Source organism: Paenibacillus sp. FSL L8-0708 (assembly GCF_038009325.1).
GTDB lineage: Bacteria > Bacillota > Bacilli > Paenibacillales > Paenibacillaceae > Paenibacillus_AQ > Paenibacillus_AQ odorifer.
In genome coordinates, this window is record NZ_JBBPBC010000001.1 from 4,697,013 (window position 1) to 4,712,340 (window position 15,328).

16 protein-coding genes are annotated in these 15,328 nt (G+C 43.8%); all 16 read right to left on the reverse strand.

The features are described from left to right. Positions 1–499: 499 nt before the first annotated feature. The 16 genes from pduL to yfmH all read right to left on the reverse strand — a co-directional run bounded on the left by pduL (position 500) and on the right by yfmH (position 15,327). Positions 500–1,072: a phosphate propanoyltransferase gene (gene pduL / locus NYE58_RS22450; protein WP_036688383.1), complete on the reverse strand. Its 573-nt coding sequence runs from the start codon at positions 1,070–1,072 to the stop codon at positions 500–502. A 138-nt stretch (positions 1,073–1,210) separates the two neighbouring features. After that, entirely contained in the window at positions 1,211–2,176 is a 966-nt protein-coding gene (locus tag NYE58_RS22455; RefSeq protein ID WP_076276225.1) for a dipeptidase, read from the reverse strand. A gap of 121 nt (positions 2,177–2,297) precedes the next feature. After that, the gene (locus NYE58_RS22460; RefSeq protein ID WP_019910496.1) at positions 2,298–2,558 is read right to left on the reverse strand and encodes a stage V sporulation protein S; all 261 of its coding nucleotides are present in this window, start codon (positions 2,556–2,558) and stop codon (positions 2,298–2,300) included. A 199-nt stretch (positions 2,559–2,757) separates the two neighbouring features. After that, entirely contained in the window at positions 2,758–3,552 is a 795-nt protein-coding gene (locus NYE58_RS22465; protein WP_076100408.1) for a TIGR00282 family metallophosphoesterase, read from the reverse strand. Between the two features lie 211 nt (positions 3,553–3,763). Then, complete coding sequence (gene rny / locus NYE58_RS22470; protein ID WP_370510565.1) at positions 3,764–5,308, reverse strand: ribonuclease Y; 1,545 nt, start codon at positions 5,306–5,308, stop codon at positions 3,764–3,766. Between the two features lie 316 nt (positions 5,309–5,624). Beyond that, the gene (locus NYE58_RS22475; RefSeq protein ID WP_076182595.1) at positions 5,625–6,350 is read right to left on the reverse strand and encodes a regulatory protein RecX; all 726 of its coding nucleotides are present in this window, start codon (positions 6,348–6,350) and stop codon (positions 5,625–5,627) included. A gap of 110 nt (positions 6,351–6,460) precedes the next feature. Next, positions 6,461–7,525 carry a recombinase RecA gene (recA, locus tag NYE58_RS22480; protein WP_076127879.1) on the reverse strand — a complete coding sequence of 355 codons (1,065 nt, stop codon included), beginning with the start codon at positions 7,523–7,525 and terminating at the stop codon, positions 6,461–6,463. A 300-nt stretch (positions 7,526–7,825) separates the two neighbouring features. Then, on the reverse strand, positions 7,826–9,112 hold the full coding sequence (locus NYE58_RS22485; protein WP_341003077.1) for a competence/damage-inducible protein A: 1,287 nt from the start codon (positions 9,110–9,112) through the stop codon (positions 7,826–7,828). 108 nt (positions 9,113–9,220) lie between these two features. Next, a complete protein-coding gene (gene pgsA / locus NYE58_RS22490) occupies positions 9,221–9,808 on the reverse strand; it encodes a CDP-diacylglycerol--glycerol-3-phosphate 3-phosphatidyltransferase (RefSeq protein ID WP_036688397.1) in 588 nt (195 codons plus the stop codon). Between the two features lie 155 nt (positions 9,809–9,963). Further along, positions 9,964–10,455 carry a YajQ family cyclic di-GMP-binding protein gene (locus NYE58_RS22495; RefSeq protein ID WP_076127877.1) on the reverse strand — a complete coding sequence of 164 codons (492 nt, stop codon included), beginning with the start codon at positions 10,453–10,455 and terminating at the stop codon, positions 9,964–9,966. A gap of 210 nt (positions 10,456–10,665) precedes the next feature. After that, a complete protein-coding gene (locus NYE58_RS22500) occupies positions 10,666–10,827 on the reverse strand; it encodes a hypothetical protein (RefSeq protein ID WP_169744781.1) in 162 nt (53 codons plus the stop codon). Between the two features lie 79 nt (positions 10,828–10,906). Then, complete coding sequence (locus NYE58_RS22505) at positions 10,907–11,839, reverse strand: helix-turn-helix domain-containing protein (protein WP_076276222.1); 933 nt, start codon at positions 11,837–11,839, stop codon at positions 10,907–10,909. A gap of 93 nt (positions 11,840–11,932) precedes the next feature. Then, a complete protein-coding gene (locus NYE58_RS22510; RefSeq protein ID WP_036688406.1) occupies positions 11,933–12,700 on the reverse strand; it encodes a DUF3388 domain-containing protein in 768 nt (255 codons plus the stop codon). 177 nt (positions 12,701–12,877) lie between these two features. Next, positions 12,878–13,141 (reverse strand): DUF3243 domain-containing protein, encoded by a 264-nt coding sequence (locus NYE58_RS22515; protein ID WP_036688409.1) that lies wholly within the window; start codon positions 13,139–13,141, stop codon positions 12,878–12,880. A gap of 137 nt (positions 13,142–13,278) precedes the next feature. Beyond that, positions 13,279–14,046 (reverse strand): elongation factor P 5-aminopentanone reductase, encoded by a 768-nt coding sequence (ymfI, locus tag NYE58_RS22520; protein WP_076218615.1) that lies wholly within the window; start codon positions 14,044–14,046, stop codon positions 13,279–13,281. Further along, on the reverse strand, positions 14,047–15,327 hold the full coding sequence (gene yfmH, locus NYE58_RS22525; protein WP_076276221.1) for an EF-P 5-aminopentanol modification-associated protein YfmH: 1,281 nt from the start codon (positions 15,325–15,327) through the stop codon (positions 14,047–14,049). Position 15,328 lies beyond the last annotated feature (1 nt).

Consider the following 15,328-nt stretch of genomic DNA (forward strand, 5'->3'; position numbering starts at 1 on the left):
ACTCCTCTTCAATTTATCCTGCGGCGTATCTTTTGTTGATCCTGTTGAGACTGTTGAGACTGTTGAGACTGCTGAGTCTGTTGAGACTGTTGAGACTGTTGAGCCTGTTGAGCCTGTTGAGCCTGTTGAGCCTGTTGAGCCTGCTGAGCCATCGGACTCAGACGCCCTTATTATGAGGATTCATGGATTTTGGACACGCTATCGGACTCAAATGCAGTTATTCACACCTTCGAAGCCCAAATCAGTACAAATATAAAGCAATAAGAGCTATGCAGTCCGAAACCTTGGCAAAATAGATCAAAATGCTGAAATAGCTGCAACAGAGTCCGATAAGTACAAGCCGTCGGGTAAACCACACAATCCTTACAGCACGCCGATCAGACACACAATCCTTACAGCTCGCAGATCAACCACACAATCTTTACAGCGCGCCGATCAGACACGCAAAAAAAGCGGAGGATTTCTCCCCCGCTTCTTATCTTTGCTATAACTATGATGACTATTCTACGATTTCAGCAGTATCGCCGTTGTTGGCACCTGCAGCGTTAGCTTCGTCAGTGTCAATATGCATATCCAGTTTAAAGCTGTCTGATACGCGTGCAATTACGTTCTCCAATACGAGACCACGGTCGCCTCCGAGACGAACTTTAAGCAATTGCTTATCAGCAATGCCCCAAGCTTCAGCTTCAGAAGTATGGAAGTGAATGTGACGAGCGGCGATGATAACGCCTTGTTCCAATTCTACTTCGCCAGCAGGTCCTTTAAGCGTAATGCCAGGTGTTCCATCAATATTTCCAGATTCGCGAACTGGAGCTTTCACGCCAAGTGCGAAGGAGTCAGTACGGGAAATTTCTAATTGGGAAGCCGGACGAGCAGGTCCCAAAATTCTTACTTTGTCAAATTTACCTTTGCTGCCGATAACTGCTACTTGCTCATTTGCTGCAAACTGTCCTGGTTGAGAGAGGGGTTTGAACTCCGTTAGTTGATATCCTGGGCCAAACAAAGCCTCCACATGCTCTTGCGTAAGGTGAATATGTCTAGCCGACACACCTACGGGTACAGTCTTACTCATAGTAAAGTCACTCCTTGTATTTTCTCTAGTATCTGTACAAGCCATTAACCATTATACATCTTCTTAACCAAAAATAAAAAGCCCCACGTCATAACGAGGGCCTTTTTTTCGACAATTCATACTTTTAGAACAGGATTGTCATGATTTAGACACCTGAGAAGGTAAGTTTGTGCGCAAGTAGGAGACCGCATTCTCATATAACCAACCTTTTACGGAAGCTTCTGAATAGTAACGTAGCAGGTGCTCCGCAAGCTCAGGGTATTTCCCCGGATGCTCCATATTCTCTACCCAAGTGTCAATGCCGTCAAAATCCGAACCAAACATCATATGCTTTTCGCCACCTAGACTACATACATGATCAATATGCTTTAACAAATCATCCATACGAGCTTTTCCATCATCACATACAAACCACGGATAAAAGGTCAGGCCCATTCTTCCGTCCATTGCAATCAAAGCTTTAATCTGTTCATCATTTAAATTTCTAACATGCCCACAGATTGTTGCGGCGTTCGAGTGGGAAGCTATAAACGGACGTGTGCTTAAGTCGGCTAGCTCCCAAAAACCTGCCTGAGACAAATGCGACACATCAAGCAGCATTCCGCTGTCGTTGCACCATTCGATCAGCTTGCGCCCTTTTTCCGTAAATCCGCCGTTGCGCTGCTCCAGTACACCGTCCGCTGCCCAATTGGCATAATTCCAAGTGATCCCCAAAAACCGCACGCCAAGCTCATAGCAGAGCTCTGCATAAAACAAGTTCCCTTCTAGACCGTCTACACCCTCCAGAGAGAGCATTCCCCATGGAGATGCTCCAGCTGTTCGTTTTCCTACCTCCTCCTTCCAACGCAGCCACTGAAGGCTCTCTGCGCCTATTATTTTTTGCCGGAACAAATCAATTTGTCCTAAAACATTCTCAAAGCTAGGTCTACCTCTACTTGCCGAAAGATATATTGCAAAAATCTGCAATTCCACACCGCCCGCTACCAGCCGATCTCCGGTAACATCCAGCCGAGGATCATTCTTAAAATCCATATCCGGTGATGCTTGCATTTTACTCAGAACATCACAATGAAAATCCGCAACCTGTAGCTTATCGGTTCTCATCCCAAGCCCTCGCTTTCATGCAGCCCTATTCCAGATTCTATGCTTAAAAACGCCAGACTATATATCAAAAGCAAAAAACCTGTTTACATAAGTAAACAGGTTCATCCGTTCTATGCTTCTATTATCTGGGTTCTACAATCAATTTAATCGCGGTTCGATCCTCTCCATCAATCACAATGTCTGTAAATGCCGGAATGCAGATCAAATCTACTCCGCTTGGTGCAACAAATCCCCGGGCAATGGCAACTGCTTTGACTGCTTGATTCAGTGCTCCAGCTCCAATAGCTTGTAGTTCGGCCGATCCACGTTCACGAAGAACACCTGCTAAAGCGCCGGCGACGGAATTTGGATTGGATTTAGCTGATACTTTTAATACATCCATAGTAAGTACCTCCCCTGGGAAAATAATGGTGTTCTTCCACTACTTTAGATGTTATTCGCGAGAGAAGAAATAATTCCTTCTTTTTGCGGACTACTCTGGAGAAAATGGTACAATAGATACTCTTTTTCGATATAATAAATATCACACTTTACCCTTATTCGGCGAAATTACCCGGAAAATCACTTATCTTATCCTACTACTAGCTCATTACCCATTCATCTTCACGTAGCCGTATTTTCTCCAGACGGGTAGCCGCGCCAGTATTCTCGTCTAATTCTGCAAATAAACCGTGAAGCTGCCATTTGCCTTCATCAACAACAAATCGTGCTGGAAGCTGTGTAGTGAACTTATAAAGTACTGCATCTCTTTCCATACCCAAAATCCCTTCGCTTGAACCAACCATGCCCGCATCGGTCAAGTAAGCCGTTCCACCCGGCAAAATCACATCATCATTTGTCTGAACGTGAGTATGGGTCCCTACTACAATAGATGCGCGACCATCCATGAAATAGCCCATGGCGATTTTCTCAGAGGTAACCTCTGCATGGAAATCAACGAGAATGCATTTATGATCTCGACGTAGCTCTTCCACAATTTCTTCACCCACACGGAAAGGACAATCAATCGCAGGCAAAAATGTGCGGCCTTGCAGGTTAACTATAGCCAGCTCTTTGCCGTTACCTTTAACAACTGTATATCCTCTTCCCGGTGTTCCTGGAGGAAAATTAGCAGGACGGATAATCCGGGCCTCATCGTCAATAAACTCGAAGATATCCTTGTTGTCCCATGTGTGATTGCCCATGGTGATTCCGTGAACGCCCCAGTTAAAAAATTCATTTGCGATCGCTTTGGTAATACCTCTACCGGCAGCAGAATTTTCACCGTTAACTATAATTATATGTGGTTGATATTTGCTTTTTAATGAGGGCAACATCTCCCGAAGTGCCTTCCTGCCTACACTACCTACGATATCTCCAATGAATAGTACTTTAATGTTTCTCTCCTCCTAATCTTAACCTCTTCATCTAGCGGATAAGTCTTCATATTTAAAAGAAAAAAGGCCCCGCTTAGGGGCCAATTTTCATCAAATATAAGAAAGTATAAGTTATATCTTATCCTTTAACCTTATATTCCTAGCAGAAACATGTACCAGGAAACGATCATAAATATCGTTATTTCCGAAGCGTATGTTATCTACTTATTGCCTATTTAGCGTATTCAACAGCCCGTGTCTCACGAATAACGGTAACCTTGATATGTCCTGGATAATCCAGTTCACTTTCAATCATCTTCGTAATATCGCGAGCAAGACGGAATGCCTCTGCATCGTCAATCTTCTCTGGCTGTACCATCACGCGCACCTCACGGCCCGCTTGAATAGCAAATGATTTCTCAACGCCTTCGAATGACTCTGAGATTTCTTCCAGTTTCTCTAGACGTTTAATATACGTTTCCAGTGTTTCACGGCGAGCACCAGGTCTAGCAGCCGACAATGCGTCAGCGGCACCAACCAACATAGCAATAACCGAGGTAGCTTCGCAGTCTCCATGATGAGATGCGATACTGTTGATAACAACCGGATGTTCTTTATATTTCTTCGCTAGTTCAACGCCGATCTCAACATGCGAACCTTCCACTTCATGATCCAGCGCTTTGCCGATATCATGGAGTAATCCTGCACGTTTTGCAAGCACGATGTCTTCCCCAAGCTCACCGGCCATCAGTCCTGTTAAATAAGCAACCTCCATGGAGTGCTTCAATACATTTTGACCATAGCTTGTACGGAATTTCAGACGCCCCAGAATCTTGATCAAATCTGGATGCAAACCGTGAACGCCCACTTCGAAAGTAGCTTGTTCACCATATTCCCGAATCCGTTCGTCCACTTCTTTGCGGGATTTCTCCACCATCTCTTCAATACGAGCGGGGTGAATACGTCCATCAGCCACCAATTTCTCAAGTGCCGTACGGGCCACTTCACGGCGGATTGGATCAAATCCTGACAAAATAACTGCTTCCGGCGTATCATCAATAATGAGGTCGATACCTGTAAGAGTTTCCAAAGCACGAATATTACGGCCTTCACGACCGATAATCCGACCTTTCATCTCTTCATTCGGCAACGTAACAACTGAAACCGTTGTTTCCGCTACGTGATCAGCTGCACAGCGTTGGATAGCGAGTGTGATGATTTCACGGGATTTCTTATCCGCTTCTTCTTTCGCCTGCTGTTCAATTTCTTTGATCATTTGTGCCGTTTCATGGCGAACTTCTTGCTCAACATTGCTAAGAATGATACTTCTTGCATCTTCGATGCTTAAATTGGAGATACGTTCCAATTCAGTGACTTGGTTTTTGTAAATAACATCAATTTGCTGTTGGGTTTCATCAATTCGTTTCTCTTTGTTAGCTACTTGTTCTTCTTTTCTTTCAAGCGATTCCATTTTTTTATCCAGAGATTCTTCCTTTTGCAGCAAACGTCTCTCTTGCCGTTGGATTTCATTCCGACGTTCACGAGTTTCTTTCTCAGCTTCAGTACGGATTCTATGGACTTCGTCCTTAGCTTCCAATACTGTTTCTTTCTTCAGCGCCTCAGCGTCCTTCTTCGCATTCTCAACGATGACAACGGCTTCTCTTTCTGCGCTTTGGATTTTAGCTTCTGCAAGGGATTTACGAATAAAATAACCGAACCCAAAGAATATTGCAGCTACAACGAGAACGATAATGACCCAGATCCATGATTCCAGCATCTGTTCACCTCCTCGTTGGTTCCTCTCCAAGGTATATCCCTGGGAATTGTGCAGTTGTTTAACTATCCGTTCATCACCATACAAAAAACCGGTAAACAACCGATTGCCATACTGCACATGCTGCACATGCACACTGCCCGCCTTATCCGGCGATTACATTTCATATGAGTTGTACGTGAACCGTTTAAAACAGTCTCCTTTTTGGGAAGGAAAAAGGATTCTAATTTTATGCCGATTCATGTTATATTTTATTATTTATAAAAAGACATTGTCAAGAGAGTCGATATACGCATTAATGTCAAGAGAATCAGTGATTCTAGTAAAACTCCTCATCTTCACCTTCATAATTGTCTTCCGCAAGTAAAGTATTGATCACTTGGCGAACCATATCGCCCGAAAATCCACGGCGCATAAGGAAGGCTCCAGTCTTTCTTCGCTTATCTGAAGCTTCTCCACGGATGAGATTCCATTTCTTGCGCCCAGTTTCGAGTGCGCTCTCCAGCTCTTGTTCAGGAGTAATATTCTCCAAAGCTTCCGATATAAGGGTTTTGTCAATCCCTTTCTCACGTAGCTCTTGTCGAATCCACATCTTCCCTTTCCGCTGGTTCGCTATTCGTTGCTCTGCCCATTGCTTAGCATATAAAGGGTCATCAAGAAGTCTTTCCTCCTGCAGCCGCTGCACCACTTCCGCAATAATAGTCTCTCCTATTTCCTTCTGGCGTAAACGGCGAGTCATTTCCATAGCGGTGCGTGGTTTACGTTCTAGATAACGGAGGCCTTCTACATAAGCTCGTTGACGCTCATCAGCTACAACAATTTCCAACAAATCAGCCTTCATAAAAGAATTACCAGTAATCATTCGATATTTAATCATGACGTCCTCGTGCACAGTCATGTTATATGCTCCGAAATGTATGATATAACGGTGGTCAGATTTCTTTTGACGTTCTACTTTAGTGATCTCTAAGAGTTCTCCTTCAGGAAAATCAGATAACACCTGCTCATCTTGTTCTTCTGCTTCAAAATCCAGTTGTATTACCATAGTTGTTTGTCACCTCATAGCAATAGATCGGTTATCGTCTTACTTTCATTACTTGTTAAGAAAAGACACCCTGCAACAATCAATCACAGGGCGTCCTATTGCTTAATATACTATTCGATTTCGAGAAGCAATTTCTCTTCTTCTTCTTGCTCTGCAATAATATCTTCATTCTTCGGCGCAGCAACAATAGTGGATAAATTACTTGCTTCACGGATCTTATTCTCAATAATAAGGGCTATATCCTGATGTTCCTTCAAAAACTGTTTAGCATTCTCACGACCTTGACCGAGACGCTCGCCTTCGTAGGAATACCATGCACCACTCTTATTCACGATATCCATTTCAGTACCGATATCTACAAGACTTCCCTCTTTGGAAATCCCTTCACCGTACATGATATCAACATCAGCCTGTTTAAATGGAGGAGCTACTTTATTCTTCACAATCTTGATCTTAGTACGGTTACCAACCACATCGTTCCCCATCTTGATGCTCTCTACGCGACGTACATCTAAACGTACAGAAGAGTAGAATTTCAATGCACGACCACCCGGAGTTGTCTCAGGGTTACCGAACATAACACCGATCTTCTCACGAAGCTGGTTGATAAAGATAGCGATCGTATTGGATTTGCTAATGGCACCAGAAAGCTTACGAAGTGCTTGAGACATCAAGCGAGCCTGCAATCCGACGTGGGAATCACCCATATCGCCTTCAATTTCAGCCTTAGGTACCAAAGCAGCAACGGAGTCAACGACAATAATATCAACGGCTCCACTACGAACAAGTGCTTCGGCGATTTCCAGCGCTTGTTCACCCGTGTCTGGCTGAGAAAGCAGCAATTCATCGATATTTACGCCCAAGTTACGTGCATATTTCGGATCAAGCGCATGCTCGGCATCGATAAATGCAGCTTGTCCGCCTTGTCTTTGCACTTCTGCAATAGCATGAAGAGCAACTGTTGTTTTACCTGAAGATTCCGGTCCATATACTTCAATAATACGTCCCTTTGGAAGTCCGCCTATACCTAACGCAATATCAAGTGCCAAAGATCCGCTAGGTACAACTTCCACTTGCATATGCGTGGATTCTCCCAGTTTCATTACCGAACCTTTACCAAATTGTTTTTCTATTTGACGAAGCGCCATATCAAGCGCTGCACGACGATCTGACAATCAGACCACTTCCTTCACTGTTTATAGTAATATAATAACGTGTTTTTAAGGTCTTGCCAAGCTTTTTTTCGAACATACATTCGTTTTTTTTGTCTTGGGCGTTATTTATCCCTTTTATTGTAAGCCTCCCTCCGGAGATAGAAGTTAGTTAAATTCCCCACTTCACCGGACATCAACGACTTATGATCATGAGTAGCCATCGTGATCAAAATCTCTGCAAATATACAAAAAACCGCAGCAAAGAAATCTCAGTGCCACGGTTCTTCCGTATGTGTTTATTATAACTGGGCTAATCTCCCATTACAAGTCTGAACCCTCAAGAGGTGTCTCCACCTTGCGTTCCTCAAGTCTCCGCCACAGACGATACAGCAGAGCCTTTACAGTACGCAACCGGATATTTTCCCGTGTACCTTTAAGATTAAGCTCATAGACCTCTGTCTTACGTCCCCGTTCAGCCAAGCCGATAAATACAAGTCCAACAGGCTTGCGCTCAGAATAACCCGGTCCAGCCACACCCGTAACAGATAAGCCGAAATCGCTGTCTGCAATCATTCTCACTTGGTCAGCCAACACCTCGGCAACTTCTCGACTTACGGCTCCAGGAGCATTGGGTCCCTCCAAATAAGCACTTGGCACATTCAGTAGCTTTTTCTTTAAGTCATTCGAATAGCAGACGATTCCGCCGGCAAACATCGATGCACTGCCTGGAATATTTGTTATGCTCTCCATCAGCAAACCTCCGGTGCAGCTCTCTGCCGCACTTAAGGTCAGGCCGGCATCCGCCATCCAATCCACAATCAATTGCTCCAGCGGCACATCAATGTTCGCATACAAATGTTCCGGCAAAATCTCCTTGATTTGTTGTTCCAGTATCTCCAGCTTTTTTGTAGCTTCATGCTCAGAAGGGGCCTTTGTCGAAATACGAACAGTTACCTCTCCCTCTTTGGCATACGGAGCAATCGTTGGATCCGTCTGACTGTGAATCAGTTCGATGAGCTTGTCCTCCAGCAGTGATTCTCCGATGCCGGCAAATTTGAGCATTTTTGAATAAAGCGGTGTTTCGTTCGTCAAGGCGTGCTGCTGTAGCCACGGTACTGCTTTATCTACGAACATCGGTTTCATCTCACGAGGTGGACCTGGAAGCACAATATAATATTTCTTCTCATGCTCAAAAGCAATCCCAACCGCAAGACCGATTTCATTCGGCAACGGTGTAGTTCCTTCAATTATAAGTGCCTGTTTGCGGTTATTTTCGGTCATAACGATCTTACGATCATCAAAGAAACGTTGTACATGATCCATCGCCAAACGATCAATATGGAGCATTCTACCTAGCGATGCAGCCAGTGCATCTTTAGTCAGATCATCCTCAGTGGGGCCAATTCCGCCCGTAAAGATAATAACGTCGGCCCGACTCTGAGCGATCTCGATGGCTTGCTGCAGGCGGCTGCTGTTATCACCGACAACGGTTTGAAAGTATACATCGATCCCGATGGCAGCTAGCTCTATAGACAAAAACTGGGCATTACTATTCACGATTTGACCGAGCAAAAGCTCTGTCCCTACTGCAATAATCTCCGCTTTCATACCTGGCTTTCGCCTCCTCGTTATAATGTAGGTACACTGCTTTTGGATTTCAAAAAAGGTAATAGGTGCTTCACCTATTACCTTTCCTTGTATATCCAGCTTACATGCTTACGCATTATGCAGCTGTAGCAGATCCTTATTCTTCACAAAATAATCAATTCCAGAATAAATAGTGATCAGCGCTGCGGCCCAAATAGCAATATCGTCTACAGGAATACTGACAAATTGAAATGGGAAATTATTCAACAACAGCAGTGAGATCGCAACAATTTGTACAACCGTCTTTATCTTGCCCCATTTGCTGGCGGCAACCACTTTTCCCTCTAGCAATGCAATCTGGCGAAGTCCGGTGACTGCAAACTCACGACTGATGATTACAATAGCAATCCATGAATCGCATCTGCCCAGCTCCACAAGTGAAATCAGAACTGCAGATACCAGCAGTTTGTCCGCAAGTGGATCAAGGAGTTTACCGAGATTGGTGACCATATTATATTTCCTAGCAATGTAGCCGTCTATTCCATCCGTGCTGGCCGCAAGCAAAAAGATTACAGCTGCTACCAAATGATTAACAGATAGCTGAAACGAGCCCCAATGTATCGGTTCTGGATAAAAACTGAAATCCACCAGTAAAAAAAACATCATAATCGGGATCAGGCAAATACGAGCTAGCGTGATGCGGTTGGGCAAATTCACTGAAGTTTTCCTCCCCTAAATCGTTCATACAAATTGCCTAAATCAGGCTAATCCATTTCTACTTAAGCAAGTATATTATAGCAATAAATAGGTGTCAAAAAAACAGAAAGCACCCCGCGTTGTTAGTGCTAATAAGCACTGCGGGGCACAAAATTCTATTTCATGTTCATGAATTGTAGATCCAGCGGCAAATCAGCTTTACGCAAGATCTGAATAATCTGCTGCAAATCGTCGCGGCTCTTACCGGTCACACGAATTTGATCCCCTTGGATCTGGCTCTTCACCTTTAATTTTGAATCACGAATCAGAATATTAATCTTTTTCGCATTCTCCTGATCAATGCCTTGCTTAAGCCCTAAACGTTGACGTACAGATCCCAGGGAAGCCGGTTCTACTTTACCGAAATCCAGATTCTTTAGGGTAATGCCTCTTTTCACCATCTTTGATTGTAAAATATCAATAACAGCGTTGAGCTTATATTCGTCTTCAGAGGCGATAATAAGTGCATCTTTCTCCAGCTTCAGACTGCTTTTGCTGTTCTTAAAATCAAAGCGGTTGTCGATCTCTTTCTCTGTTTGGTGAATAGCATTCGTTAACTCCTGCATATCCATTTTGGATACAATATCAAATGAACATTCTGAACTCATTAAACTCCACGTCCTTTATACAATTAGTCTGCTACTATTATAAGAGAATGGTACTATTAAGTCTAATTTTGGATAAATCATTATGTAGCTCACCCGACATAGAAAACAGCCCCACTAAGTGGAGCTTTTCCTTCGAGTGAGTTTGGTTCAAAGGGTAGAAACACGTCTCCACCGGAAGTACGCCGTTGGAGACGTTCATTTCTACAGCTTCTATCTGCTTCGGACCGGATTACGAAACATATCCAGAATTCCTAGCACAATATGTGCAATACCGAATCCGAGAATTCCGTATCCCCAAGCACCTGGTGTCAAATAGTATCCGATGAGACTGACAACAACCCCAAGGCCAGCTACAATCCAGCTAACTGTCATAAGATGTACACCTCACTTTGGCTAAAACTGAAAACAGTCTTATGTTCTCCCTAAAGCCAAAGTCTATACATCCTATTTGTTATTCGCCTGTCCCTTCACTTTGGGTACCTTCACTTCCAGAACCGTCATCAAGATTAAGCAGGAGACGTGAGGACGTCTTCTCATCCGTGATTACTTGACCATTTACGGTAATCTCAGTTGCTGGGGAATATCCAGACTTAATATACATGCCCTCACTACCAAGAACGAAGCTCAGATGATCTCCAGCTCCTGTAGTTCCGAAGGAGAGTTTTTCACCTTTAGAGTTTTCGCCTTTATAAACTTCAAGCCAGCTCTCTCCAGTAGCAACAATCTCAACCTTAACTTCGCTTCCGGCAGGAGCTGTAACCTTAAATTTCGTTGTTTTGCCTGACTTCCCATCTGGTGTAACCGTGATCGATTGAGGAGACGGCGTTGGTGTCGGTGTTGGCGTAGGCTCCGTAGTTGGCTCAGTAGTTGCTTCTGCACCTGCCGAGGAAGTAGGCGCTACTACACCGCCTCCTGATGCGGGTGGAGATGTTTGTGCTGTATTAGGATCCTGCACATTATTGGTGATATTTGTTTGATCAACTTGATCAGGGTCTGCTTTGTTTAAACTAGAAGCATAAATGTAAATCACCACAATAATCAATATAGGGAATGTCCACATCAGCACCGTTGGCAGCCATTTTGCATTCCGTTCGGTTTCGGGTCTACGGCTGCGCTTTTGAATCACCGTCTCCATGGTCGTGTCTGCGGGTGGTGCAGGTACGTTCCCATGCTCCTCGAGCAGTTCGTCAGGACTCATGCCTACTGCTTCTGCATACGTTTTGATAAACGCCCTCACATAAAAACTTCCTGGAAGCACCTTGTAGTCTCCAGACTCGATGGCTTCCAAATACTTTTTGCGAATTTTTGTTACTTCCTGGACATCGTCAAGACTCATCCCTTTTTGCAGACGTGCCTCTTTCAATTGCCGGCCCAGTTCCGACATACCATCACCTCCTGTAAGTTCTATGAATGTAAACTTCCTTAACCAGCTTTATAAAAAAACATGCTCGGAAGTGTATTCTTCATCGTTTGTGTTCTATAAATCATCACTGTAGCTCGTCGTAAATGACTCGTACAAGATTTCTTCCGTTGGATTATTCCGCAGCTCAATAATAATATCAAAGTCATCGTAACTATACTCAGATTCGCGTACGAAAATATCTGGATGCTCAATAACCTTTGTGCTTGGCATGCTCATAACATTTTGCAATAAATTATAATGTTTCTCATTAGAGCGGATCGTACTAACTATACCATCAATTATAAATACATTATGTGGGTTCATCTCATCTTCAGCCAATTGACTGCGCACCGTCTGCCGCAATAATGTGGAGGAGACAAATGTCCAGCGTTTCATAGCACAGACACTGCCAGCTATAATGGATTCCGTCTTTCCTACACGGGGCATACCACGAAGTCCTATAACCTGATTCCCATCTTTTTTAAACAGTTCACCGAGAAAATCAACCAATAGACCTAGCTCATCGCGGGTGAAACGAAACGTCTTCCGATCATCTGAATCCCGTTCAATATATCGCCCATGGCGTACAGCCAGCTTGTCCACGAGCCTTGGAGACCGCAGAGCTGAAACTGTAATATTATCAACTTTTTTGAGCATTTCGCCCATCAGCATAATTTTCTCATCATCATTGGTCTCCAGCAACATTCCGCGAGTTTTTCCTTCAACTCCATTAATCGTCAGAATGTTAACTTCCAGCATCCCTAACATTGAAGCGATATCACCAAGCAGACCGGGTCTGTTCTTGTGAATCTTGTATTCCATATACCACTGTTTATATTCCACTTGTACACCTCATAGATTCCTTTTCCCTACCCTTTGCCAATACAGCAAAAAAAGCTGCCCCGGCAAAGCGGTCTTTTACACGGGTCATGTTAATGATATATAAAATAAAAATGAAAGGCAAGGTCAGTCCTGTAATAATTGCAGAAAAGCTCCCACAGGGGGAGCTTTTCCGCAAACTTAGGCGTTGTCTTTCGCCAACTTGACCATGAGTTTAGCAATCGTTTGCTTTTCTTCATCGTTGCCGACATCCCATAGCTCTTTGATCGCACGGTTTTGAGTGTTTGCTGGATCCACTTTTTCATCAAGGAATTCCCCGATTTCAAAAGCCAGCTTAGAGATTGTGTCTTGACTCATCCCAAGTTTCTCCGCCTGTACAACCCGTTTACCTAGGAATTTCTTCCAGGTGTCAAAATTTTTGATTACGCTATCGTCTTGTGTCATCTTAAATCCTCCTTCATGTTTACGGTCAAACACCTGCATACAGGCTGTAAGCCGCCTTACGAGAGATTAAAAAACAACACTTATAATATGTCTCAGACGATAGATTCTTATGCTGGAGCTTTTCTCCAAGTTAAGCATTACGTAATCCAGCCACCGTTAGGGCTAATGATCTGCCCAGTAATATACCCGGATTCAGGCAGTGCTAAAAAGTAAATCAGTGAGGAGATCTCGTTCGGTGTAGCCAAACGTCCCGCCGGAATCTCATCCTCCAGCATCCGGACCTCATCCTCCTGTAGGTTAGACAACATATTCGTATTAACCGCTCCTGGAGCTACCGCGTTCACAGTTACGCCAGAAGGTGCTAATTCCTTGGCTAACGCCTTAGTAAAAGCATTTACTCCGCCTTTACTGGCTGAATAAGCGACCTCGCAAGAGGCTCCCGATATTCCCCACACGGAAGAAACGTTGATGATTCGACCATAACGCTGGGATACCATGTACGGCATAAAAATCTGGCTGCACATAAAGGTACCTTTCAAGTTAATGGCCATAATATCGTCCCATTCCTCTTCACTCACATCAGCCAGCATCCCATAATGAGATTTACCGGCATTGTTGACAAGAATATCCGGCTGCATTCCAATACTTTCAAGCTTCTCCGCCATTCGTACAATCTGACTGCGATCCTTCATATCCGCATTTACAGTCATTACCTTTGCTCCAAGGGCCATACAACGCCGAGCGACATCATTAGCAGCTTCATGTGAATGCTTGTAGTGAATAACAATATTCATGCCTACAGAAGCAAACCGTTCTGCAATGGCGCCACCGATTCCCCCGCTGCCCCCTGTCACCAGAACTGTCATTTCTCCTAATGGTTTGTTGCTCTCTCCCAAAAGCGCCATTTAAGGACTCACCACTAGTGAAACAGCGAGCTGCTCCCAATTTACATGGGCATGTAAACGCTCATTCACTTCAGCTAAAGTAATCGATTCGTAAATAGGCAGAACTTCAAACAGGTCACCACCGCGGAATTGGTAACGTGTAAATTCATGTGCGATACTTTCAGGGGAGTTCAGCATGCGCAAATATCCGCCTATTTTCTTTTTCCGTGCCCGCTCGAAATCCTTATCAGCAAAGCCAGACTTTAAGATCTGATCCACTTCTTCTTTAATTCGTTTTAGCAGCAAATCCGGGTCTTTGGTATCTCCACCCATAGCTGAAAAAGCATATTGTTCTGAACTATTAAATTCATGGCCAAAGCTGTCTGAGATCAGTTCTTCATCATAGAGTTTTTGGTACAACGCTGTGCTGCTGCCAACCAGCAAATCAAGCATAAGCTTTGTGGCGAGATCACGCTTAAGCGCAGCTTCACCTGTAAGACCATCAACTTTTTCCTTAAATCCAAACATAATCTTAGGCATCGAAACAGCGAGTTTGCTTTCTAAGCGCTTCGTAGCGACTTGTTCCGGCTCCTCTTCAAAAATACGCTTAATCTCACCTTGTTTACCATAAGATTTCCCCTGCTGATTGCTGCGAATCAAGGAGAATACCTTCTCCGGATCCACACCACCCACTACGAACAACAGCATATTGCTGGGATGATAAAAAGAGTTGTAACAAGTGTACAGTGTTTCTTTCGTAATCGTACTAATCGACTCTATAGTTCCGGCAATATCAATCCGAACCGGATGTTTCGAATACATCGCCTCAATAAGGCCAAAGTACACGCGCCAGTCTGGATTATCTGCATACATATTGATTTCTTGACCAATGATCCCTTTTTCCTTTTCTACATTTTCATCCGTAAAATAAGGTCGTTGTACAAAATCAACGAGTGTACTAAGGTTGGTCTCTATGTTCTCTGTTGCCGAGAAAAGATAAACCGTCTGATCAAAACTTGTAAAGGCGTTAGCTGAAGCTCCATTTGAGGCAAAAGTGGCAAAAATATCGCCTTCTGGCTCTTCAAACATTTTGTGCTCCAAAAAGTGAGCTATACCATCAGGAACAGTGGTCTCTTCTCCACCTGCGACATAAAAATGGTTATCTACAGAACCATATTTAGTTGCAAATGTGGCGTAAGTTTTTTTGAATGTTGGTTTTGGCAATACATAAACCTGAAGCCCATTATCCATCACCTCATGATAAAGGGTCTCTTGAAGTCTGTCGTATTGAATCTGTTCCATC

What these genes read in the sequence shown, in the direction of transcription:
- NYE58_RS22475 (WP_076182595.1), bottom strand. Translation starts at nt 6,350, where the DNA reads ATGGTAATACAACTGGATTTTGAAGCAGAAGAACAAGATGAGCAGGTG.
- NYE58_RS22500 (WP_169744781.1), bottom strand. Translation starts at nt 10,827, where the DNA reads ATGACAGTTAGCTGGATTGTAGCTGGCCTTGGGGTTGTTGTCAGTCTC.
- NYE58_RS22460 (WP_019910496.1), bottom strand. Translation starts at nt 2,558, where the DNA reads ATGGATGTATTAAAAGTATCAGCTAAATCCAATCCAAATTCCGTCGCC.
- ymfI (WP_076218615.1), bottom strand. Translation starts at nt 14,046, where the DNA reads ATGGCGCTTTTGGGAGAGAGCAACAAACCATTAGGAGAAATGACAGTT.
- NYE58_RS22485 (WP_341003077.1), bottom strand. Translation starts at nt 9,112, where the DNA reads ATGAAAGCGGAGATTATTGCAGTAGGGACAGAGCTTTTGCTCGGTCAA.
- NYE58_RS22515 (WP_036688409.1), bottom strand. Translation starts at nt 13,141, where the DNA reads ATGACACAAGACGATAGCGTAATCAAAAATTTTGACACCTGGAAGAAA.
- yfmH (WP_076276221.1), bottom strand. Translation starts at nt 15,327, where the DNA reads ATGGAACAGATTCAATACGACAGACTTCAAGAGACCCTTTATCATGAG.
- pduL (WP_036688383.1), bottom strand. Translation starts at nt 1,072, where the DNA reads ATGAGTAAGACTGTACCCGTAGGTGTGTCGGCTAGACATATTCACCTT.
- rny (WP_370510565.1), bottom strand. Translation starts at nt 5,308, where the DNA reads ATGCTGGAATCATGGATCTGGGTCATTATCGTTCTCGTTGTAGCTGCA.
- NYE58_RS22495 (WP_076127877.1), bottom strand. Translation starts at nt 10,455, where the DNA reads ATGAGTTCAGAATGTTCATTTGATATTGTATCCAAAATGGATATGCAG.
- NYE58_RS22505 (WP_076276222.1), bottom strand. Translation starts at nt 11,839, where the DNA reads ATGTCGGAACTGGGCCGGCAATTGAAAGAGGCACGTCTGCAAAAAGGG.
- NYE58_RS22455 (WP_076276225.1), bottom strand. Translation starts at nt 2,176, where the DNA reads ATGAGAACCGATAAGCTACAGGTTGCGGATTTTCATTGTGATGTTCTG.